The organism is Dictyobacter vulcani, from assembly GCF_008974265.1.
Lineage (GTDB): Bacteria > Chloroflexota > Ktedonobacteria > Ktedonobacterales > Ktedonobacteraceae > Dictyobacter > Dictyobacter vulcani.
In genome coordinates, this window is sequence record NZ_BKZW01000004.1 from 371464 (window position 1) to 390905 (window position 19442).

Here is a 19442-nt window from a genome sequence, read left to right on the forward strand (position 1 = left end):
TTGTGCGGTAAAGATTCGCTATGGAATTGAAGTAGTAAGAAAGTTCTCCAAGGAAGGAAACTGATACATTGAAAGCACTTTTATTGATTATTCGTAGGGCGTGGCTTCAACTTTTACAGGTACCGAAGCGATTTTTGGCTTTCCTTCAATCCAAAAAGCAGCTTTTTAGTCGACAAAATATACGTCAGGCCTTTCCACTATTCTGGAAACACCGTGAACGGATGGCCGCTTTTTTTCTGGTGCTGCTGATCTTGCTGATTTCGCTGGCCTCTATCTATAGTGAAGTCCGGCCTGCGCAAGCCAGCCAGCCCAGCTCGCGACGGCTGCAGGCCAATATTGGTGGGGAGCTGCCTACTCCCGAGGCTACTCTGCCCGATACGTCGGCGACGCAGCCACCCAGCGAGACCGCGACTCCTACTACTGATCCTTCCACCTCACCAACAGACGGCAATACATCGACGCCTTCCGATACAACCTATCCGACCTCAACCGATTATCCCGACACTTCTGCATCGCCGACAGATACCCAGGCTATGAACCCACCAGTCAGTCAGGAAACCCCAACCCCTGTGCCAACTCAAAATAATGCGGCCAAAACACCTGCCGCTACCAGTACTCCGACTCCTGCACCGACGAAGAGTCCAACGCCGACCCCCACAGCTACCCCAACCGTTACCCCTACAGAAACAGGTACGCCAACGCCGATCCCAACCGTGACGCCGGTGCCGCTGACCGGGACGCCTGTCCTGACAAGGTTGGAACAGGTCACCGACCAGGCGTTTGGACAGAATGATACCTATGTACCGAATAGCTGGGGTGTACAGAAAAGTCGCTTTGTGCGTACCTCGACCGGTGATCTCTTTACGGTCACTATCGATGCGGGCCAGAATCTGCAGAATCGGCAGTGGCATCTGCTGCACCGGACGACGAGTGCTACGTGGGAGGACCTGCAACACGGTAATGCGGGAACCGAGCCGATCAATATTTTGCGCGGACCCCATGATGAATTGCACCTGTTTACCTGGCCGGGGACCAATGGGACGCTTGTCCATCTCATCTCAACGGATCTCGGGAAGACCTTTAAGAGCGAGAACGTAGCCGGTTCCTGGCTCAAGGATCAGGGCTATAGTGGTAGCAGTATTGATGCTAAAGGCAACATAGTTATCTTCCAGACTGCTGCTGATAAGCCGGGTAGCTTCTTGTGGTCCTTTTATTGTGTGACGACGCATCAGTGGACCTTCCATCAGAGCGATATCGATTATCGCTATACCTATGCCTTCTTCTTTCCAGGCCAGCACAATGATATGACCATTGTGGGTATGCGTGATGTCAAGCGGACCGAGCTGAATTTTCCCTCAGCATCGGGGAACTTCAACTATGTCTTTAATGCCATCAAATATTTCTATATTAAAGATGTGTCGCATCCAGTCCTGCAGGAAATCAAAGTTGCTGAGGTACAGCCACAGAATAATAATGATATCGATGTAACCTATCTCACTGATAGCTATGTCGATAGTTATAATCGTGTCCATATCCTCTACAACAACCTGTATGATGGACCACATCACGTGGTGATTGCTGGTGGCAAGATCATCAAAGACGTGAAACAGGACATTACCGATGGTCAGAAAGTGCGTATCACCCAGGATACGAAGGGCCACTTCTATCTGATCACCATGAGTGAAGATGGTAAGACGCTCAATATTTATCCTGGTAGTGACACCGACACTGATGGCACGCAGCTTGCTCCTGTGGTCAAGCTTGATATCTCCAGTCTGCCAGGTTGCTCGGATGATGACTTCTGTCATTCTCCAACCTTCACTGTACCCAGAAGCGGCAATCCTCTCAGCGATACTATCGACGGTGTTTATGGCAATTTCACCAAAGAGATCTACTTCCAGATCAACCTGCATGGCAATGCAGACACGAAGAATCCATAGTATCGGGCTTTGCGACTCGACCAGTTAACAGAAATGTGGCGTCTCAGACATGAACTGAGAGGCCACATTTCTGTAGTAGAACGATAGACGTGTGCTGGCTTGCTTCTGCTTTACGCAAACTTGCGGCTATGGACCGCGATCATTGCCAGGACCATCAGCACCACACTATAGAGGTGTGGCAGCCATGGTAGCCATGTGTTTGTGGCAGGAATAAGGTAGAGTAGCGCGCTCAAGAGCACCAGGGGTACTCCAAAGAGCAGAGTGACGTAGATTTGTTGCAGGTAGGTGCCCTTGCCGCCGACTATCCTGGCAATCAGGTAGAGAACACCACCGGACAGGAGAAAAGAGATGGGGGTCAGCACAAAAACCAATATCGCGGTCGTGATAACTACCACATTTTTCAGATCCTGTACACTCATTCCTGTTGATCTGGCGACGCTACTCAGGTCGGATGGCGCTATAACGTAAGCGACCCCTATAATTAACGCGTTGAGTATACCCAGCAGTAGCAGTTGAAACCAGACAATGCCCCAACTGCCCTTCTTCTTTTCTGCCACAAAGGTGTTGATTCCAGGGTGTGTGAGTACTTTCAAATATTGACCAGGCAGGGCAGCCAGAGCCTGTCCAAAGCCTGGTTTTGAAGCGTACTCATAAGAAGATTCTGCCATGTTTGCGCTCCTTGCAGTTACTCGCAATTTCATCGTAGCTATCTGATCGTAGCTACGTTTTCTGCATTATATTTAAACCAGTTTACAGTATAAACCGGTTTAAATATAATGGGATTCCTGCTCATTGTCAAGCCATCCTCTCGACAACTTCTAGGCAATGTCAAAAAGACCGTGCATATTTCTGCTTCAGCTATTGACAAAAAAGAATTGCATGATTTATTATTATTGCATGATCAAGAAAATTTAATCGATCAAGGATAGTTATATGGACGAAGTTTATGAGCTCCAGAATCTGGAGCAGTTGCGGGCGATCTCGGATGCGTTGCGGGTGAGTATTTTACGCATCTTGCGTGATCGACCGATGACGACCAAGCAGCTAGGGGATCATCTGGAGATGGCTCCGGCGAAGGTACATTATCATGTGCGCGAGCTGGAGAAGGTGGGCCTGGTCCAACTGGTGGAGACACGTGAGAAGGGTGGGATTCTGGAAAAGTATTATCAGCCGATTGCGCATAGCTTTCGTGTGCCGCCAGAGATCCTGCTGGCAACTCCGCCCGATGATCTACTGGCTGCGCTTGGGGGATGCTGGATGATGTCAAGGATGGCTTCTTGCGTGGCATGCGCCAGGCGGTTGAGCAGAAGAATGAGCGGGCCAATGTTTTGCTGGCTGAGGTCGAGATCTATGCGACCCATGAAGAACAGACGCAGCTCTATCAGCAGATCTTTGCCTTACTTGCGCCCTATGAACAACGCCGCGATCAAGTAGGCGAGACCCTGCATAGCGTCTTTATGCTCTATCCCGTGCCGTCTACCAGTCAGCTAGAACAACAGAGCAGAAAAGTGGCGGAGTCCGCGCAAAGTTATACCGAGTCACCCAGAGTGATGCCGTTCTCTCGAAGTCTATCGTCGGAGTGGTCCACTATAATAAGGCGGATCTGGAGCACATACTGGCCGATGGACAACGTTTGCACCTCCTGGTGGTCGGGAGCTGCTTTATTGCTGCTGACGTATCAGTAGAGCTGGCTGATCGAGCAATCGAGAAGCTGAAATTGATCGGCAAACTCGAGGCTACGCCCGCGGTCCGCAAAGTATTGGAAGCGAAACTCTCATAGGAAAGATGGGTGCAGCCGTCCTGACAAATAGTAACAGTGGAATTTTTAGGCTGGAGCTATAGTCTGAGCAAGAAAACGGGAGCGCAAGCGATAAGGGCACAAAGAATCTGGATCGCCAGGACCAGTGACACTTGCTTTGGCTGCCGTGGTAAATGCTTGATGGCGAAGAAGGCTATGATCGGTATTTGTAACGCCATGAGGAGCTGCCAGATATGGGCTGCCGCGCCTTCATCGGCTTGACGGGCAATACCGAAGAGTGCAATGTTGCCCAGCACCAGGGTTAGGGCGACCAGCGACATAGCGACTGGCAAAAAGGCGCTGGGCTGTCTGAGCGTTGAATGCATATCAGTCATGATGCTTTCCTTGCTTGTTATCATGATGTTTGCTCTGGAAGATCGCAATGCTTCCAACTGATCAAAGCATACCATAGATCCTGCCAGGAGGCGACCCCTTGTGTGCTCTTTCATGAGCACTCAGGTGTTGTGAGCCAAACAGTCGTTATGGATTGATCAAGGATAGCCGTCCCAATAGGAGGGGAATACAATGACCACAGAGGATATTCGGTCTGTTACGCCACAGGATGAGGAACAGAAACTCCCATTTTGGGTTAATCGCAATTTCGCCTGGCTGTTTAGTGGCCAGGCTATCTCTAATATCGGCGATTTTGTCTATGGCACGACCTTGCTGATCTGGGTCTTTAGTCTGACCAGGTCGGCGACTGCGGTCAGTGGTGTCTTGCTGGCCCAATGTATTCCGATGTTTGTGCTGGGACCCCTGGCTGGCGTGTTTGTGGATCGCTGGAATCGGCGCACCACGATGCTGGTCTCTGATCTTTGTCGGACCATGCTGGCGCTGCTGCCTTTACTGGCACCGGCCGACCTGCGTTTGCCGGTGATCTATAGCAGTGTCTTCCTGCTGAGTTGCTTTGGACGCTTCTTTATGCCTGCCAAATCCGGGCTCCTGCAAGGAATTGTGCCGGAAAAAGGCTTAATGCAGGCCTCTTCGCTCAGTCAATCTGTCTCCGCGAGCTCCCTGATTCTGGGTCCTGCGCTGGCGGCTCCGCTCTACTTTGCCTTTGGACCATTTTTCGCGCTGGCCATCAATGCTGCGTCCTATCTGGTCTCCGCGCTCTGCATTTTCAACATCCGAGCGCCGCGTGAGGTGCTGCATCCCTATGCAGCCACGCCAGAAAATATGACGGCCACGACAGCAGGTAGTGTCCTGAAAGAGCTGGTGGAGGGACTCAAGTTCGCGCTTGGCTCACGCATCCTGCTCACACTGATCCTGATGCTGGCGCTGGCCATGCTTGGTGGCGGTGCTATTAACGCGCTCGATGTGGTTTTTGTCAACCGAAACCTGCACGCGGCGCCAGCTATCTATGGCTTTATCGAGGCCGCTGCTGGTGCCGGTGTGCTTGGTGGTACATTGTTGGCGGCCCTCTTCTCCAAGAAACTGCAGGCGCGCCAGCTGTTTGCCGGAAGCCTGTTCCTGCTTGGCGTTGGTATCATCATCTATGCCTGTCAGAGCTGGTATATTACCGCCATCATCCTGGCCTTTGTCATCTTTGCCCCCCAGGGAGGGCTGCAGGTCGGCTTTGGTCCTATCTTTATCACGAACACCCCGCGAGAAATGATCGGACGAACCCAATCCTTGCTCGACATTAGCTCATCAGGAGCCAGCCTGCTCTCGATCGCCATCGCCGGCTACCTGGGACAATTTATTTCTGTCCCCATCATCTTTATCAGCTGCGGCATCCTGATCTCAATCTCCGGCCTCATCGGCTGGTTTGCCCTCGCGTAGCGGCAGCCTTCAAGGCCAATATGTTTCGTTGAAGCGCTTTTGTGGCCATAAAAATAGGTGGAGAAAAGCAGCGGATCGTCCGTGGAGAGGGCGCCACACGCGGAGGCCGACATGCGGCGTGATGGTGGAGCGAGGGGCTCAACGAGCAGCGCATGCCTGTGGCGCCTACACCGAGACGGATCCTGTTTCGTGATCCTCTCCGAGAAGGTACGGGGAGGATCCACACGATCCCTGTAGGCGCCACAGCACTGCGCGTCGTGCTTGCACGCTGGCCTGCGCAAACGTCGCAGTGCGGCCTCCGCGTGTGGCGCCCTCTCCACGTACACCTTGCTTGCTGGTCACGTCGAACCATCTCTCAACGTCTCGCTAACCGAAAAGTATTGGCCTTGACGGCTGCCGCTACGTCGGGATTATGCGTTGACTGTCTGGCTTGATTTCTGGGCGATCAGTTCCTCGGTGACTTGCCAGAGGCGTTTGCCGAGCTGCTCGTCGTTAGAGATTTTGGAGGAGGTGGATTGCTTGCTTTTCTCGAAGTATTTACCGTTGACGGTGGTGACTTCGGGTGCGGTGGCCAGATAGATCGAGGTCTGGGCTCCCTGTTCCGGTGTGAGCATGACGAGTCTGCCCAGGCGGCCCAGCAGGCCGGTGCCGAAGAAGCCGGAAGCAATAACGCCGGGATGCAGGTTGTTGACGGTGACACCAGTACCTTCCAGGCGACGGGCCAGTTCATAGGTGAAGAGGGTCAGGGCCAGTTTGCTGTTGCCATAGACCGGGAAGCCACGGTAGTTTTTCTCGGCCTGGAGATCATCGAAGTTGATCTTGCCCATTTTGTGGGCGGTAGAACTCACATTGATGATGCGGGCGGGTGCGCTGGCTTTGAGCAGGTCGAGCAGTAGATTTGTGAGGAGAAATGGGCCAATATAGTTGCTGGCCAGGGTGCTCTCGATGCCGTCCACGGAGACTTCGCGTTTGTTGTTCATGCGGCCGGCATTATTGAGCAGGACATGCAGCTGTGGGTATTTTGCTGTGACTTCCTGGGCGAGCTGGCGCACCGAGGCGATCGAGGACATGTCCGCGGTGAGCAGGTCCACGTTCTGATTGCCGCTGATACGCTTGATTTCGGCCTGGGCCTCCTCGCCTTTGCTGCGATTGCGGCAGACCATGATCACGGTCGCGCCTAGCTTCGCCAGTTCGAGCGCGGATACCTTGCCAATGCCACCGTTAGCCCCGGTGACAAGGCAGACCTTGCCCTGCATATTCGTATTTGCCATTTGTAAATCCTTTCAAGTAGAGCGTCCTATAGAAAATAGATAGCGTAGAATCATGATAAATCCCTATATGATAAGCAAACCGACCGGTGATTCTATTCCCACGCGACAGATTTTCCAGGCATTAGCGAGTGACGGTGAACCAGAAGAAAGGTTGGATTTTACGCAGGCGGCGATAATGTCCATGGGCATCAGGTTGCTCAAAGTGTAGCTCAACATCGGGATCTTCGGCCAGATAGAAACTGCTCTCACTGATCGGGATCAGCGGACGCAAGGTTGACTGTTGAAGATAGAGTTGCTGTCCCTGCTGCTGTATATCCAGCGTACCGAACATCCCGCTATATGTGCCGGCCATAGTCTTGAAGCGCTCGGGCGATAGCTCAACGGTGGTGCGGGCGAGCGGAGGCAGATCCAGTACCAGATTGGTGAGCTGGCGGGCGACTTCTGCGCAGTTGAAGCCCCCACGGTTCGAGAGAAGGATGATGCTCAGATCGTCCTGGGGAAAGTAGCAGATGAAGCTGGAATACCCTGGGACTCCGCCGGCGTGGCTGCGATAGGCGTGGCCGCGATAACTGCCGATGCCCCAGCCCAGCCCATAATTCTCACGCTCGCCATTGTTGAAGGTGAGCGGGGTATACATGCGTGCCTGCAGTTGATGGTCCAGCAAACGTCCTGCACGCAGAGCCTGCTGCCAGAGCAACAAATCATCCAGGCTTGAACCGATGCCGCCCGCCGCGTAATGGGCCGCCGTAGCTATATAGGGTGCATTCTGGTATTCATGCGCATTGCGTTCATAGCCGCCGGCTCGATATGGGATAATGTCTTCTCGTTGGAGATATGAGGAATGTGTCATCTCCAGTGGCTCAAAAATCATGCTCTGCAGCGCCTGGCCATAGTCCAGGTCCAGGATTTTTTCAATGATGCAGCCCAGCAGTACATACCCGGAATTGCAATAACTATATCTGGTGCCCGGCTCAAATTCCAGTGGCAGATCCTGGAAGCTCGCTACGATTTCCGCGACAGATTGCAGGTGAGCACCATGTTCCCAGAAGCCAGGCTGCGTCACGAAGTTGGGTATGCCAGAGGTATGGGTCAGCAGGTGGGTCAAGGTGACCTCATATTCATAGCGTGGATAGTCCGGCAGATAGGTCTGGATGGGAGCATCAAGCCGTAATTTGCCTTGCTGCTCCAGCAACATAATCAGTGTGGCCGTAAAAGGCTTGGTGACTGATCCTAGTCCAAAGACCGTCTGTGGCGTCACTGCCTGCTCCCACTCCAGATTCGCTAAGCCGTGGCCCTGGCGATACAGAATCTGGCCATCTTTTACCAGCGCTACGGCCATGCCTGGTTCATGTGGAGCTACGTGGGCGGTGAGCAGGGCTTCGATCTCGGCAGTATGCATATCGAATCCTTTCCTGTGTTTGAACAAATAATCTTGCTGGCTTGAATGCGAGGGTTGCTTTCGTAGTATAACTGCCTGGACAGTAAAAATAGATCGCTCATTTGGACGATGTGCAAGCAGTGAAACATGTGCTATGATAACGTTAAGAGTAAATTCAATCCCTGGATGCTGTTGGCGAAATTGTCGCCTGGCCAGAGATAGGCCTCATTTGAAACGATCAAGAAATGTGAAAACGCGTAGGTTCGACCCAAAGGATCGAACCTACTGAAAATATAGGCTTCTTTCTGTTAGAAGCGGTTTCTGCTTGCGAATCGTGCTAAAGGCAAGTAACGTCTTTGCTATTGAAGGAGCGAATAAACACGATGAACAATCAAGGAAATCCACAGACAGAAGGTTTTATTGGTGATTCGTTGCATGGTGCACGGCAGCAGCTTGAGGGCCATATTGGCGATGTGATCGATCAATATGCCGGCCGCGTTCCCGGTGGCGAGCGCTTTACTCCAGAAGCTAAACAGGCGGTCTCGGGTATACTGGATGGTTTGCAGAAGCAGCTTGAAGCCGAGGCGGCTAACCGCATGGGCGGCCTGGGCAATCCTGGCAGTCCCGCCACAGGCAATGGCAACCAGTCATCAGACCAGGGCGGCCTCCTCTAAGCACCGCGTGGGCCGTTTCTCAAGGCGGCCCATCTCCTCCTCTTTGGTGATCTACGCTATTCTGCTATTGCTGAATATATCAACCTTCTTTCTCTTCTTGTAACATAGCCGATAGTCAGTCGTATAAATCATGTCAACGGTTCCACTTTTTCAAGGCGTGCATAAGAGCTTATTTATGATAGCGATTGATGACGGAGGATCGGTATGTCTCAGCAACAGTCTCAGTTTCATGAGGATGGCCCATCAGAGCATCCGTATGGTTCCCAGTACTATCAGCCTCCGATGCCGCGAGAGGTCAACCGTGATCCACGCGAACAGCCGGGCTATTACTATGATCCGCACACACAGGCTGAGAAGTTACAGCCCGCAGCCAGGCCGCGCCAAAGCTCCTCGCGCAAGTGGTGGGTGGCAATTGTCATCGGCCTTATTTTGTTTATGGGGATGATGAGCTCGCATTTCGCTGCCAATGGCCATGAACCTATTTCAGCTCCCCATTTTGGCCCCCATTTTGGTCCCTACCACATGGATGGTAAACCCGGAGGACCTCCGCCTGCAAAGATGATGGAATATCAGGGTACCGTGCTGGACCTGCGCACCATTGACGCTAACATCCATGTCCATACTGGCAACAGCGGCAATGTGCAAATCAACTCCGGTGGCAACGCTCCTCTCAGTGGCGGCTCGGATGGAACCACGATTACGCTTGAACAGACAGGCTCAGGACAAGATCTGTTTGGGAATGGGAATAAAGATATTGATATCACTATGCCTGCAAGCATGAGCATGAATATTGAGACCACCAGTGGGAGTGTAGAGGTTGCTGGCGTGACTGGTAAAGTCAATATTACCGCTGTAAATGGTGATATCCAGCTTGATCAGGTGACGCTGGCCAATGGCTCCAGTGTGCAGACGACCAGTGGCGATATCCACTTTAATGGTGCCCTGGAAAATCACGGCACGTACGATTTTAATACCGTCAGCGGCTCGGTTCAGCTCCATTTACCTGCTTCAACCCCGGCAAAGGTGACCACGGATACTATGAGCGGTGATGTGCATAAAGGTGATAGTGGAGCCGTGAATTCCGCTTCACCCGATGTCACCGTGAATACTGTCAGCGGTGACATCAACGTCGAGTATGATGGTAAAAGTCCCAGATAATGGAGCGCGGGCCGTTTTGAAAAACGGCCTGACTGCACTTCTTGTTGTCTCTGCCCTTATTCGTTTTCTATCTGTGTTTTGCCAGGTAGTTCCTCCCGCTGGCTCTTCTGCAACACCATTGTTGATGAGTCGTATAGAGTATAAGTATTGTTTTAGCTTTTATTATTTTGCATATTTATTTCTATCTATAATAACGGCAGGTTATGGAGGACCAGTATGTCGCAGCAGCAATCTCAGTTTCATGAGGATGGCCCACCGGTGGGTCAGTATGAGCAGCCTCCGCTCCAAAGAGAGGTCAACCATGATCCACGCGAGCAGCCCGATTATAGTCAGGGCTATCACTATGATCCGCATACGCAGGGCGAGAAGCTGCGTCCCATGTCCGTCAGGCCGCGCCGACGCTCCAGGCGTGGTCTCTGGATCGCAGTCGTGCTGGGCGTCATGTTTCTGGGCGTCATGTTTCTGGGGGGAGCGCTCGGCTATCATAACTATTCTTCGCGCCTCAGTCCGCACTCAGAGGCACCTTCATATGTGACGGAATTTAAAGGCACGACAGTGAATCTGCATGCCACGAGCGCGGACATCCATGTTCATTTTGGCACCAGCAACGTTGTGCGTGTCTCCTCCATTGGATCTGATACGTTTAAAGGTGACACGGATGGTACCACGATTACGCTAAACGAGGTTGATCAGCGGGGTGGTCTGTTCGAGCACCGTAATCAAACAATTGATATCACTGCACCCGCCGATGAGCATCTGATTCTGCAGACAAAGAGTGGAAATGTCGAGATTGATAATATTGCCGCTCAGGCCAATGTCAATACCGATAGTGGTGATATCACTGTGGATCAGGCCCGCTTTGAAAATGGTTCGAGTTTGCAGACGAAGAGTGGAGATATTCATTTTAAGGGTAATCTGGCAGAAAAGGGAACATATGCCTTTACGACTGATAGCGGCAATGTCGATGTTGGTTTACTCGCTTCAACCCCAGCAAAGGTAACCGCGCATACCGTGAATGGACAGGTGAGTCAGGCCCCCAGCGGACCGACCACGGCCTCATCTCCTGATCTTACCATCAATACCAATACAGGTGATATCAAGCTCGAATATACTGACTGAACCTATCATGAGGATGATGGCGGCCCGGCATCGGGCGCCATCTTGTTGTAGCGGCTTAGCGGTGGTGATTGATCGCGCGTGGTGCGACTCCGATGGTGTAGGAATCGCTATTATTTTTTGTATTGGTGTCGCCGGGACTGCTCACCGTGGCCTGCAGTGTGAGGTCAGGTACGGCATTATTGGTGAAGCGGCCGGTGATAACAAGCGGAGTAAGGCTTTGGCCTGCCCGCAAGGGAAGGATACCGGTGTAGTAGGCTCGGACGATGGTGGTGAAGTGACTGGTCGTGTACGTGGTATGCCAGACATTATTGTTGCTCCTGACTTGCAGATTGGTGAGCCCGCCAGGTATCTTTGCGGTAATCCAGATGGGCACTGGACCCGTGAGCTGGTCGCCATGATTGCTGACAATGAGACTGAACGGCAGTGTATCACCAACGTGTGAAATCTGGAATGTCTGCGGCACCGACCAGTGAATAACCAGGTCGGCAGGCAGGATATGCCGTCTGGTCGCCGCCTGCGGATGGGCCGAGACAGTGGCAAGCATCACGCCTGACAATAAGAGACTGAAAAGTAGCGCCCGTAGTATAGCCTGGGGGCGGTTTTGTATACCTACGTTTCCTCGACGGATAGCGAATACATTTCGCATAGATTTTCCTTTCAGATGTGAGGAGAGAAGTGCCCACCTGAAAAGAAGCAAGTGCCGACCTGGAATTTTTCAAGGCATTCTCTCCTATCGCCTGACACAATGGTCACATCTCTTTATACCAGAGGCAAGAGCCGTTGTACATGCATGATTCATCAATATAGTGCACATTTTTCCACGTCCCTGTTGTTTGTTTTCCACAAACCTATCCCGCCAGGAAAGTTTGACAATGCCAGAGAACCGGTGTATATTTGCATGGAGTTTATAGTGTAAACTGGTTTCGGCTAAAGAGAAAGCTACCATCACAATGGAAGAGTTGCAGCTCCAATCGATCCAGCGGGCCCAGCGGATCGGTAGCTGGACCATCTTCATGGAAAGTTATACAGTCAGCCCTTCTACTGGATCCTGGCTCTGGCTTCGATCCTGTTTATCCCCTGGATTGCCTGGCGCTACCTGCGTACGAACGATGAGTTTGTGATGGGCATCTATTTGCTGGTTGCCTGTATCGTCAATAGTGTTGGCGGCAGTTTTAAGGTCCAGAGTCTTGAACAGTTCGGAGGAACCCTGCTCTTCCCCTTAATCGCGCTCGCCATGATCGTCTATGGTATACGTGAGCACCGCGAGTTTCGCCAGCTGACTCTACCTGATGAAGGGAAAGAAGTCTGAAGATGGAAGAAGCAGAGGTAGGTGTTCCCCTGGATCCCGAACAACTCAAATCAGGCTTGCAGCCAGTGCAAGAGCTTGATCGCATTATCCATGAACCGGCGCGACTCATGATCCTGGCCGTCCTGAGTCGCGTCGAGGAAACCGATTTTAAATTTCTAGGTGTGGCTACCGGACTCACCAAAGGCAACCTGAGCCGTCAGGCCAGCCAGCTTGAAGAGGCCGGCTACATTGAGATCCGCAAGTACTACAAAGGCAAAATCCCGGCCACCAGCTACCGTCTCACCACAACCGGCAAAGCCGCCTTCAGTGCCTACTGGCAACACATAACCACCCTCCAACAACACATCCACCCCTCGTAGCGGCAGGTCTTGAGCCCAATACGTTTTGTTGAAGCACTTTTGTGGTTGCAAAAGCTGTTGTGAAAAAAGCAGCGGATCGTCCGTGGAGAGGGCGCCACACGCGGAGGCCGGCATGCGGCGTGATGGTGAAGCGAGGGGCTCAACGAGCAGCGCATGCCTGTGGCGCCTCCACCGAGACGGATCCTGTTTCATGATCCTTTCCGCACCGGTACGGGGAGGATCCACGCGCTCTCCCACCACGTTGCTAGCGAGCAGGCGACGGCACACACGATCCCTGGAGGCGCCACAGCACTGCGAGTCGTGCTCCCACGCTGGCCTGCGCGAACGCAGCAGGGCGGCCTCCGCGTGTGGCGCCCTCTCCACGTACACCTTGCTTGCTGGTCACGTCGAACCTTCTCTCAACATAGCGCTAAGTGAAAAGTATTAGGCTCAAGACCTGCCGGTACTACGGGTGTGGATGGTCGTATGGGAGGGAGTGGTTGATGGCTTGATCGAGGAGTCGCCAGAACTGGCTATTGGTTTGCCGGCTCTTTTTTCGTGGTCGATGGTGATGGGTTTGCAGCCATAGCGATCGGCTTTCATGGTGACGAGTTGGTAGTCGTGTTGTTTGAAAATGAGTTGATATGATGGTCCCATTTCCATGGTACATGGCTGGTGCTCTGGCATGTACGGAAAGGTATAAATCAGGGTGTACAACCTCTGGACCTGGAGCTTGTTGCTATAGGTCAGTAGTGGGTGTGGCGTGTGTGAACCAACTTCTATAATCTGGATCTGGAGCTGATCAGGTTGTGCGGTCGGCCTTGCTTCTGCCTGGTTGCCACAACTGCTGAGGAACAGGGCGAGCGCTGGCAGGAGCAGGCTCAAGAGAAATGTGCGCTGTTTGTGTTTCATATCCGAGAACTCCTTCTATATCTATCTGATAAATGTTGCTCTATTTTCATGATAAAGGACGCACATAGAGCGTGGGTTGTTTCCGCACAGGCCATGGAAATGCCGCCACCCTCGGGCCTGGAAGGTGGCGGCATAGCTTGTCTGGTTGGTTTTTTATGATTGGGTTTGAGGTTGTGGTTTGGCATTATGGATGGCCTGGTCAACTTGCTGCCAGAATTCATCGGTGGATTCCCGTGGTCGTTGCTCGTTGTCAACGGTGACGGGTTTGCAGCCAAAGCGATCGGCTTTTTAGCGTGGTTACTTTTGTGGCACCCTGTTGAAACACGAGGCGGTACGATGGTCCGGTGGTGCGTACACACAATGTCCGGCCAACGGGCATGACAGGCAAGGTCTTAATCAGTGCATAGAATTTCAGCACCTGTGCTTTGTCTGCCAGCAGCAGCATTGGTCGGAACGCATTCGAGCCGGCTTGCGTGATCTTGATCTGGATCTGATCCGGGGCGGGTACGACTTTTTTGGCCAGTGCTGGTGTACTGGTAGCCGTTGGTGCCGCAGCGGCAGGCGTGGACTGCGCCTGGTTGCCACAACTGCTGAGTAGTAAGATAAGCCCTGGCAGGAGCAGGCTGAGTAAAAGCCCGCGATAATTTTTCTGCATAATTGAGAACTCCTTGCATGTTTTTCAAAAAACACTTACTTCTACCATCAATGACGTTCTCCGCCACCAATTTGTTCCCGAGCTATCGTTGCCAGCAGGCCAGGAAAATCGATCCGCTGGTTGCTCGTCTGGCCTCGGATAGTATTAGTATGCCTCCTTGGGTGTATCAGTACAATAAAGATAGAGTAAGAACAAAAATGTACTTGTATTGATATAGGAGGTTCGATTTTAATGGAAAAGTATGAATCTCACCTTTGGTCTTTATTCAACTTGACAGGTAATAAGATATCCCGGCGTATGATGATGGCGGGTGTCGCTGGTGCGATGCTGGCACTCCATGCTTTACCTGTGTTTGATGATATTGCTCTGGCTGCGGCGCATCCGCGCGCCTCCAGTGCGGGGGCCTCAACATGGGCCGCGAATCGCCTGGATGTCTTTGGTATCGGCACTGATAATGCCATGTATCATAAAACCTGGACCGGTGCCCATTGGTCGCCTTTTGTCAGTAGTTGGGAGGGTCTGGTGGCGTCTTTAGCAGTATTCCAAGTGTGGCTTCCTGGGGTCCGAATCGGTTGGATCTCTTTGGCCTGGGTAGCGATAATAGTCTGTACCATAAAGCCTGGAACGGCTCCCAATGGTTTCCTTCCGTGAGTGGTTGGGAAGGCCTGGGTGGCGTCTTTAATAGTCCACCGAGTGCGGTTTCCTGGGGCCCGAATCGATTGGACATCTTTGGACTGGGTACTGATAACGCCATGTACCATAAAGCCTGGAACGGCTCCTACTGGACGGATGGCTGGGAAAACCTGGGTGGCATCTTTAATAGTCCACCGAGTGTAGTCTCCTGGGGCCCCAATCGGCTGGACATCTTCGGACTGGGAACCGACAATGCCATGTACCATAAAGCCTGGACCGGTTCCTATTGGACCCGTGGCTGGGAGAAGCTCGGTGGCATCTTCAACAGCGCTCCGAGCGTGGCCTCCTGGGGCCCCAATCGGTTAGACATCTTCGGATTAGGCACCAACAATGCCATGTACCATAAAGCCTGGAACGGCTCCAACTGGTCCAGTGGCTGGGAGAATCTGGGTGGTGTCTTCAATAGTCAACCCACTGCCGTCTCCTGGGGCCCCAATCGGCTGGACATCTTCGGACTGGGTACCAACAACGCCATGTACCATAAAGCCTGGAACGGCTCCAACTGGAGCAGTGGCTGGGAAGGCCTGGGTGGTGTCTTCAATAGTCCTGCCAGAGTCGTCTCGTGGGGATCCAATCGATTAGACATCTTCGGACTGGGAACCGACAACGCCATGTACCATAAAGCCTGGAACGGCTCCAACTGGTCCAATGGCTGGGAATCCCTCGGCGGCGTCTTCAACCTCTTTTAACCTTTTTATCGTAACGGCAGCCACGAGGTCCAATACGTTTCGGTTATGGATGGAATGGCTACAATGGTGGCATGATCATGAAGCAACGCATGCAAAAATGATCAAGAGAGATACAAATGGTAGGTTCGACCCTTTGGGTCGATTGTCTCCCCCCACACGAACGCATTGCCTAACATGGCATAGCTTGCTCATGGTCAAGCAAGGATAGTATGCAGGGGACCAATCGACCCAAAGGGTCGAACCTACTTTCGTTCATCTCCTCTAGGGATCAAACCGTCCCTGGCTTAAGTGAAACGTATTGGCCACGAGGGCTGTTGCTACGGCGACGACGACGAGGCGCGTGGGAGGGTGAGCCAGAAGGTTGAGCCCTGGCCCGGGATGCTGTCGACGCCGACCTGTCCTCCCTGGCGTTCGATGAGTTGTTTGCTGATATGCAGGCCGAGTCCCAGGCCGATGCCTGAGCCACTTTTGACGGTAATGCCGGCAACCTGATAAAAGCGTTCCCAGATGTGTTGTAACTGGTCTGGCATCAGGCCAGGCCCACGGTCACTCACGGCTACACGTGCCATCTGGCCCTCGATACTGAGATGCACCTCGACCGGCATGTCTGCCTCTGAATACTTGAGGGCATTGGTGAGATAGTTGGTGACGACCTGGGCCAGCCGGCCAGCATCGGCGAAGACTGGCAGTTCCAGATCGGAGGTATGTAGATCGATCTGTCGCGCTGGCGTGAGCATGCGTTGATCTTCCACGGCCTCTTGCACGACCTGGACCATATCACACAGGCTTACCTGCAACTCCAGCCGATCCGCCTGGATGCGCGAGATGTCGAGCAGGTCGTTCACCAGGCGATTCTGCTTGTCAAGTTGCCGTTTGGCTCGCTCCAGCAGTTCCAGGATAGACGCCAGTGGCTCTGGTTTTATCGGATTCTGGTCCACACTCTGTGTATGCAGCCGCTGCAACTGGCGTATGGATAGCTGCACATTGGCCTTGATGGATGTGAGCGGAGTTTTGAGTTCGTGGCTCACGATGCCGAGAAAGGCGTCCATCTGTCGGGCCGCCTCCTGAGCTACCAGTTCGCGTGCGTGTGCTTCCTCGTGGGCGATGAAGAAGCGCTCGCGCTCAATCAGCAGGGCGGCGAGATTCCCCATGGCGGCGGCCTGTACGCGCTCCTCCGGGGTGAATTCGTGCAGTTGTTCGGCCGCGTAGAGGACTATTACCCCTACCAGCGTCCGGCCAAGCCGCATCGGCACAAAGAGGCTGGCGGAAAGATCGTGGCGCAGCCGTTGCTCACGATAGGGTGGCTGACTGACGTCCAGGGCGACGACCTCACCAGTGCGTAAGCGGGCCGGAACCGTGGCATCCTCGAAGCGTTGCGAGAAGCGTTGCCCGCAGATCTTTTCCTGGAGAAAGCGGTCGGTTGCTGGATCGAAGCCGCTGGTAATGATCTTGTCGATCACCTCTATTCCAGGGACAAGTGCCATCATCAGTGCTACTGTACAGTTAAACGTGCAGCAAATCACGTTGAGGAGCCGTTGGGCCGTATGCACCCACATCTGTGTTTCCTGTGGGCCGTTTTCGCTCGGCTGCTCAGGACTGGCGACCAGTGCCTGTGCCACGGCAATCAGGGCCTGCAAGGCTTCCTCTGTCTGTTGATGTTCTGCTTGCATCTCTGTAATATCGTGGCCGATGACCAGAACTGAACTGAGCTGATGGGCTGCGTCCTCCTCGGGAACGAGGAGCGCCAGATAGTAGCGGTCGCGGAAATCGAAGGTGATCTGCGTTGGCTGGCCTGTGGTGACGACCTCTGTCAGCGCCTGGTCAAAGAATGTGCAGAGCTCGCGTGGTAGATCTATATCCCAATATTTCTTGCCGATCATGCTCTTGACCGGTATGCCCAGGATGGGTTCGAGGGCGGGATTGGCATATTGTAAGCGGAAGGTTGCTGCGTCAAAGCGCGTAATCACGTCCGGGGAGTGCTCGGCCAGTGCCTGGAATGCTGCCAGCGCGCGTGTACGCTCATGTTCTACCTGTTTTTGTGTCGTGAGATCGAGCATGAAACTGACCCATTGCAAGGGATCCTGCTGGATGGTGGCCGCCCCAAGCAGGACCGGGACCCGACTACCATCCCGGTGTATGTATTCTTTCTCAAAGGGCGTGCAGACGCCGCGGGTCTGTAACTCATGAAGCGCCTGCTCATAGAGTGGCTTATATTCCACTGGCGTGATGTCTACCCAGTCGATACCAACTTGATTGAGCTCAGCGCGCTGAGCACCGATCAGATTGAGCAGGGCATCGTTGGCCTCAATAATCTTTCTTCCCTGAGCGACCGCGACGCCGATGATATTGGACTCCAGCAGGTGGCGGGCGCGTGTCTCGCTACGGTGGAGATCCTCCTGGGCTTGCCAGAGATCTGTCACGTCACGCGTTACCGTCAATACGGAAACCACTTCTCCTGTCTGGTCGCGTTCGGGGGCCATTTTGGCCTGGAACCAGCGTAGACCATTGGGAGAAGGACAATTGAAGTCGATGCTTTGTATCTCGCCGGTCGCAAAGGCCGCCTTCAGGGCTGTATCCCAGGCCTCGACCTGTGTGGGAGGCATGCCTAGCTCGCGATTGTTCTTGCCAGAAAATTCGGCTGCAGTCAGGCCAGTGATGGTTGTCGCGGCCGGATTGACGTAGCAGTAGCGCAGATTGTGGTCAATGCGGGCAATGATGTCCGGTGAATTTTCTGCGATCATCTGGAAGGCCTGCTTTTGCTTGTGCGCCGCTTCAAGCGCGAGACACAATTGTGCCTGTTGTTCTCTGAGTAGAGCATTTGTCTGCTCTAGTTCCTGCTGCTTTTTTTCGACCTGGTGATGGAGTATGCCTTTCTCAACGGCGGAATGCAGGGCCAGCCGTAAGGATTCAGCCGTCAGACCATCTTTCGTAATATATTCAACGGCACCCCTTCTCAGTGATTCAAGAGCCAGGTCTTCGCTTTTGTGGCCTGTGATCACGACGACCGGGAGCAAGGCGCTGCTCTGTTTTTGCTGCAGGGCTTCCAAAAATACGCGCCCATCCATATCTGGCAGATAATAGTCGAGCAGGATCACATCCAGTGGCGTCTCTTGATAGGCACGCAGGCCATCCTCACCTCGGCTCACCTCAACGAGGGTATAGGTTTGTTTGGGGTCATGCGACAAATAGCGCCGGATGATAGCCCGGTCTTCAGGATTGTCCTCGATCAATAATACGGTACGTGTTCGGACGGCTGTTGACATGTATACCTCACACTTTCGCTTCTGGCAACTGGACGGTCTCAAACCAATACTTGAGCAGGTTGTTGAGTGCGGCCGCATAGTGGTCCAGGTTGACTGGTTTGAGTAAATAACCGCTGGCCCCCTCCTGATAACAGCGCTCTATTTCTCGGGCACTTGATGACGTGGTGATAATGACTACCGGGATATGTTTCAGACATGGATCACTTTTGATGCGTGAGAGTACGACGCGCCCATCCAGTCCGATCAGATTGAGATCGAGTAAGATCAGCGATGGTGTCATACTTGTTCCCGGGGCAGCATAGCCATTGCGCTGATAGAGGAAATCTAATATTTCCTCTCCCCTGGAACAGCGGAACAGGCGATAGGGCATGGCTGATTTCTTGAATAGGCGCGTCAGGGTGATGAAATCTTCCTCGCTGTCTTCAGCTACCAGGATGGTATGTTTTGTGTTGTGCTGGCTCAT

22 protein-coding genes and 1 pseudogene are annotated in these 19442 nt (G+C 53.1%); 14 read left to right on the top strand and 9 right to left on the bottom strand.

Annotated features, from left to right (window positions below; translation table 11 throughout):
- Positions 1 to 68: 68 nt before the first annotated feature.
- Positions 69 to 1940: a hypothetical protein gene (locus KDW_RS33335; protein ID WP_162005712.1), complete on the top strand. Its 1872-nt coding sequence runs from the start codon at positions 69 to 71 to the stop codon at positions 1938 to 1940.
- A 110-nt stretch (positions 1941 to 2050) separates the two neighbouring features.
- Here the strand turns inward: KDW_RS33335 and KDW_RS28920 are convergent, their stop codons facing one another.
- Complete coding sequence (locus KDW_RS28920; protein WP_162005713.1) at positions 2051 to 2608, bottom strand: YIP1 family protein; 558 nt, start codon at positions 2606 to 2608, stop codon at positions 2051 to 2053.
- Positions 2609 to 2873: 265 nt separating this feature from the next.
- On the opposite strand from KDW_RS28920, the gene KDW_RS28925 reads away from it, so the two are divergent.
- Both KDW_RS28925 and KDW_RS28930 read left to right on the top strand, forming a co-directional pair.
- On the top strand, positions 2874 to 3374 hold the full coding sequence (locus tag KDW_RS28925) for an ArsR/SmtB family transcription factor (protein ID WP_151759375.1): 501 nt from the start codon (positions 2874 to 2876) through the stop codon (positions 3372 to 3374).
- Between the two features lie 130 nt (positions 3375 to 3504).
- Positions 3505 to 3720, top strand: a pseudogene (locus tag KDW_RS28930) (ribbon-helix-helix domain-containing protein); the annotation flags it as partial.
- A 56-nt stretch (positions 3721 to 3776) separates the two neighbouring features.
- Here the strand turns inward: KDW_RS28930 and KDW_RS28935 are convergent.
- Complete coding sequence (locus KDW_RS28935) at positions 3777 to 4073, bottom strand: hypothetical protein (protein WP_233097986.1); 297 nt, start codon at positions 4071 to 4073, stop codon at positions 3777 to 3779.
- Between the two features lie 190 nt (positions 4074 to 4263).
- Here KDW_RS28935 and KDW_RS28940 point away from each other — a divergent pair, with 190 nt between their 5' ends.
- Entirely contained in the window at positions 4264 to 5520 is a 1257-nt protein-coding gene (locus KDW_RS28940; protein WP_151759378.1) for an MFS transporter, read from the top strand.
- A gap of 152 nt (positions 5521 to 5672) precedes the next feature.
- Positions 5673 to 5954, top strand: coding sequence for a hypothetical protein (locus KDW_RS28945; protein WP_151759379.1), 282 nt, complete (start codon positions 5673 to 5675; stop codon positions 5952 to 5954).
- On the opposite strand, the gene KDW_RS28950 is transcribed toward KDW_RS28945, so the two are convergent.
- Positions 5931 to 6791 (bottom strand): SDR family oxidoreductase, encoded by an 861-nt coding sequence (locus KDW_RS28950; RefSeq protein WP_198925657.1) that lies wholly within the window; start codon positions 6789 to 6791, stop codon positions 5931 to 5933. The two genes, KDW_RS28945 and KDW_RS28950, sit on opposite strands and share 24 nt — an antisense overlap.
- Positions 6792 to 6912: 121 nt before the next feature.
- On the bottom strand, positions 6913 to 8190 hold the full coding sequence (locus KDW_RS28955) for a serine hydrolase domain-containing protein (protein WP_151759380.1): 1278 nt from the start codon (positions 8188 to 8190) through the stop codon (positions 6913 to 6915).
- 362 nt (positions 8191 to 8552) lie between these two features.
- Between KDW_RS28955 and KDW_RS28960 the strand changes: the two genes are divergently transcribed.
- The 3 genes from KDW_RS28960 (at position 8553) to KDW_RS28970 (ending at position 11120) form a co-directional block, all read left to right on the top strand.
- The gene (locus KDW_RS28960) at positions 8553 to 8843 is read left to right on the top strand and encodes a hypothetical protein (protein WP_151759381.1); all 291 of its coding nucleotides are present in this window, start codon (positions 8553 to 8555) and stop codon (positions 8841 to 8843) included.
- A gap of 204 nt (positions 8844 to 9047) precedes the next feature.
- Positions 9048 to 10001, top strand: a complete 954-nt coding sequence (locus KDW_RS28965) for a DUF4097 family beta strand repeat-containing protein (RefSeq protein ID WP_151759382.1) — start codon at positions 9048 to 9050, stop codon at positions 9999 to 10001.
- A 216-nt stretch (positions 10002 to 10217) separates the two neighbouring features.
- Positions 10218 to 11120 (top strand): DUF4097 family beta strand repeat-containing protein, encoded by a 903-nt coding sequence (locus KDW_RS28970; protein ID WP_151759383.1) that lies wholly within the window; start codon positions 10218 to 10220, stop codon positions 11118 to 11120.
- 55 nt (positions 11121 to 11175) lie between these two features.
- Here KDW_RS28970 and KDW_RS28975 read toward each other — a convergent pair whose 3' ends face one another.
- Positions 11176 to 11766: a DUF11 domain-containing protein gene (locus KDW_RS28975; RefSeq protein WP_151759384.1), complete on the bottom strand. Its 591-nt coding sequence runs from the start codon at positions 11764 to 11766 to the stop codon at positions 11176 to 11178.
- Positions 11767 to 12070: 304 nt separating this feature from the next.
- On the opposite strand from KDW_RS28975, the gene KDW_RS34530 reads away from it, so the two are divergent.
- The 4 genes from KDW_RS34530 to KDW_RS28990 all read left to right on the top strand — a co-directional run bounded on the left by KDW_RS34530 (position 12071) and on the right by KDW_RS28990 (position 13205).
- Complete coding sequence (locus KDW_RS34530; protein WP_233097987.1) at positions 12071 to 12241, top strand: hypothetical protein; 171 nt, start codon at positions 12071 to 12073, stop codon at positions 12239 to 12241.
- A complete protein-coding gene (locus tag KDW_RS28980) occupies positions 12241 to 12429 on the top strand; it encodes a hypothetical protein (protein ID WP_151759385.1) in 189 nt (62 codons plus the stop codon). Before KDW_RS34530 ends, KDW_RS28980 begins: the two co-directional genes overlap by 1 nt.
- Positions 12430 to 12431: 2 nt before the next feature.
- Complete coding sequence (locus KDW_RS28985; protein WP_151759386.1) at positions 12432 to 12788, top strand: transcriptional regulator; 357 nt, start codon at positions 12432 to 12434, stop codon at positions 12786 to 12788.
- Between the two features lie 153 nt (positions 12789 to 12941).
- Entirely contained in the window at positions 12942 to 13205 is a 264-nt protein-coding gene (locus tag KDW_RS28990) for a hypothetical protein (protein ID WP_151759387.1), read from the top strand.
- A gap of 12 nt (positions 13206 to 13217) precedes the next feature.
- Here the strand turns inward: KDW_RS28990 and KDW_RS28995 are convergent, their stop codons facing one another.
- Together KDW_RS28995 and KDW_RS29000 are read right to left on the bottom strand one after the other, a co-directional pair.
- Positions 13218 to 13679, bottom strand: coding sequence for a hypothetical protein (locus KDW_RS28995; RefSeq protein ID WP_151759388.1), 462 nt, complete (start codon positions 13677 to 13679; stop codon positions 13218 to 13220).
- Positions 13680 to 13929: 250 nt separating this feature from the next.
- Positions 13930 to 14334, bottom strand: a complete 405-nt coding sequence (locus KDW_RS29000) for a hypothetical protein (protein ID WP_151759389.1) — start codon at positions 14332 to 14334, stop codon at positions 13930 to 13932.
- Between the two features lie 297 nt (positions 14335 to 14631).
- Between KDW_RS29000 and KDW_RS29005 the strand changes: the two genes are divergently transcribed.
- Positions 14632 to 14985, top strand: coding sequence for a hypothetical protein (locus tag KDW_RS29005; RefSeq protein ID WP_198925659.1), 354 nt, complete (start codon positions 14632 to 14634; stop codon positions 14983 to 14985).
- Positions 14883 to 15716, top strand: a complete 834-nt coding sequence (locus KDW_RS29010; RefSeq protein ID WP_162005714.1) for a PLL family lectin — start codon at positions 14883 to 14885, stop codon at positions 15714 to 15716. The genes KDW_RS29005 and KDW_RS29010 overlap by 103 nt, the downstream gene beginning before the upstream one ends.
- A 317-nt stretch (positions 15717 to 16033) precedes the next feature.
- Here KDW_RS29010 and KDW_RS29015 read toward each other — a convergent pair whose 3' ends face one another.
- On the bottom strand, positions 16034 to 18979 hold the full coding sequence (locus KDW_RS29015; protein ID WP_162005715.1) for a PAS domain S-box protein: 2946 nt from the start codon (positions 18977 to 18979) through the stop codon (positions 16034 to 16036).
- Positions 18980 to 18986: 7 nt separating this feature from the next.
- Complete coding sequence (locus tag KDW_RS29020) at positions 18987 to 19442, bottom strand: response regulator (protein WP_151759393.1); 456 nt, start codon at positions 19440 to 19442, stop codon at positions 18987 to 18989.

Excerpts from the sequence above, each read along its gene's own strand:
- KDW_RS28920 (WP_162005713.1), bottom strand. The coding sequence starts at position 2,608 with ATGGCAGAATCTTCTTATGAGTACGCTTCAAAACCAGGCTTTGGACAG.
- KDW_RS28925 (WP_151759375.1), top strand. The coding sequence starts at position 2,874 with ATGGACGAAGTTTATGAGCTCCAGAATCTGGAGCAGTTGCGGGCGATC.
- KDW_RS28935 (WP_233097986.1), bottom strand. The coding sequence starts at position 4,073 with ATGACTGATATGCATTCAACGCTCAGACAGCCCAGCGCCTTTTTGCCA.
- KDW_RS28940 (WP_151759378.1), top strand. The coding sequence starts at position 4,264 with ATGACCACAGAGGATATTCGGTCTGTTACGCCACAGGATGAGGAACAG.
- KDW_RS28945 (WP_151759379.1), top strand. The coding sequence starts at position 5,673 with ATGCCTGTGGCGCCTACACCGAGACGGATCCTGTTTCGTGATCCTCTC.
- KDW_RS28950 (WP_198925657.1), bottom strand. The coding sequence starts at position 6,791 with ATGGCAAATACGAATATGCAGGGCAAGGTCTGCCTTGTCACCGGGGCT.
- KDW_RS28955 (WP_151759380.1), bottom strand. The coding sequence starts at position 8,190 with ATGCATACTGCCGAGATCGAAGCCCTGCTCACCGCCCACGTAGCTCCA.
- KDW_RS28960 (WP_151759381.1), top strand. The coding sequence starts at position 8,553 with ATGAACAATCAAGGAAATCCACAGACAGAAGGTTTTATTGGTGATTCG.
- KDW_RS28965 (WP_151759382.1), top strand. The coding sequence starts at position 9,048 with ATGTCTCAGCAACAGTCTCAGTTTCATGAGGATGGCCCATCAGAGCAT.
- KDW_RS28970 (WP_151759383.1), top strand. The coding sequence starts at position 10,218 with ATGTCGCAGCAGCAATCTCAGTTTCATGAGGATGGCCCACCGGTGGGT.
- KDW_RS28975 (WP_151759384.1), bottom strand. The coding sequence starts at position 11,766 with ATGCGAAATGTATTCGCTATCCGTCGAGGAAACGTAGGTATACAAAAC.
- KDW_RS34530 (WP_233097987.1), top strand. The coding sequence starts at position 12,071 with ATGGAAGAGTTGCAGCTCCAATCGATCCAGCGGGCCCAGCGGATCGGT.
- KDW_RS28980 (WP_151759385.1), top strand. The coding sequence starts at position 12,241 with ATGGGCATCTATTTGCTGGTTGCCTGTATCGTCAATAGTGTTGGCGGC.
- KDW_RS28985 (WP_151759386.1), top strand. The coding sequence starts at position 12,432 with ATGGAAGAAGCAGAGGTAGGTGTTCCCCTGGATCCCGAACAACTCAAA.
- KDW_RS28990 (WP_151759387.1), top strand. The coding sequence starts at position 12,942 with ATGCCTGTGGCGCCTCCACCGAGACGGATCCTGTTTCATGATCCTTTC.
- KDW_RS28995 (WP_151759388.1), bottom strand. The coding sequence starts at position 13,679 with ATGAAACACAAACAGCGCACATTTCTCTTGAGCCTGCTCCTGCCAGCG.
- KDW_RS29000 (WP_151759389.1), bottom strand. The coding sequence starts at position 14,334 with ATGCAGAAAAATTATCGCGGGCTTTTACTCAGCCTGCTCCTGCCAGGG.
- KDW_RS29005 (WP_198925659.1), top strand. The coding sequence starts at position 14,632 with ATGATGATGGCGGGTGTCGCTGGTGCGATGCTGGCACTCCATGCTTTA.
- KDW_RS29015 (WP_162005715.1), bottom strand. The coding sequence starts at position 18,979 with ATGTCAACAGCCGTCCGAACACGTACCGTATTATTGATCGAGGACAAT.
- KDW_RS29020 (WP_151759393.1), bottom strand. The coding sequence starts at position 19,442 with ATGAGCCAGCACAACACAAAACATACCATCCTGGTAGCTGAAGACAGC.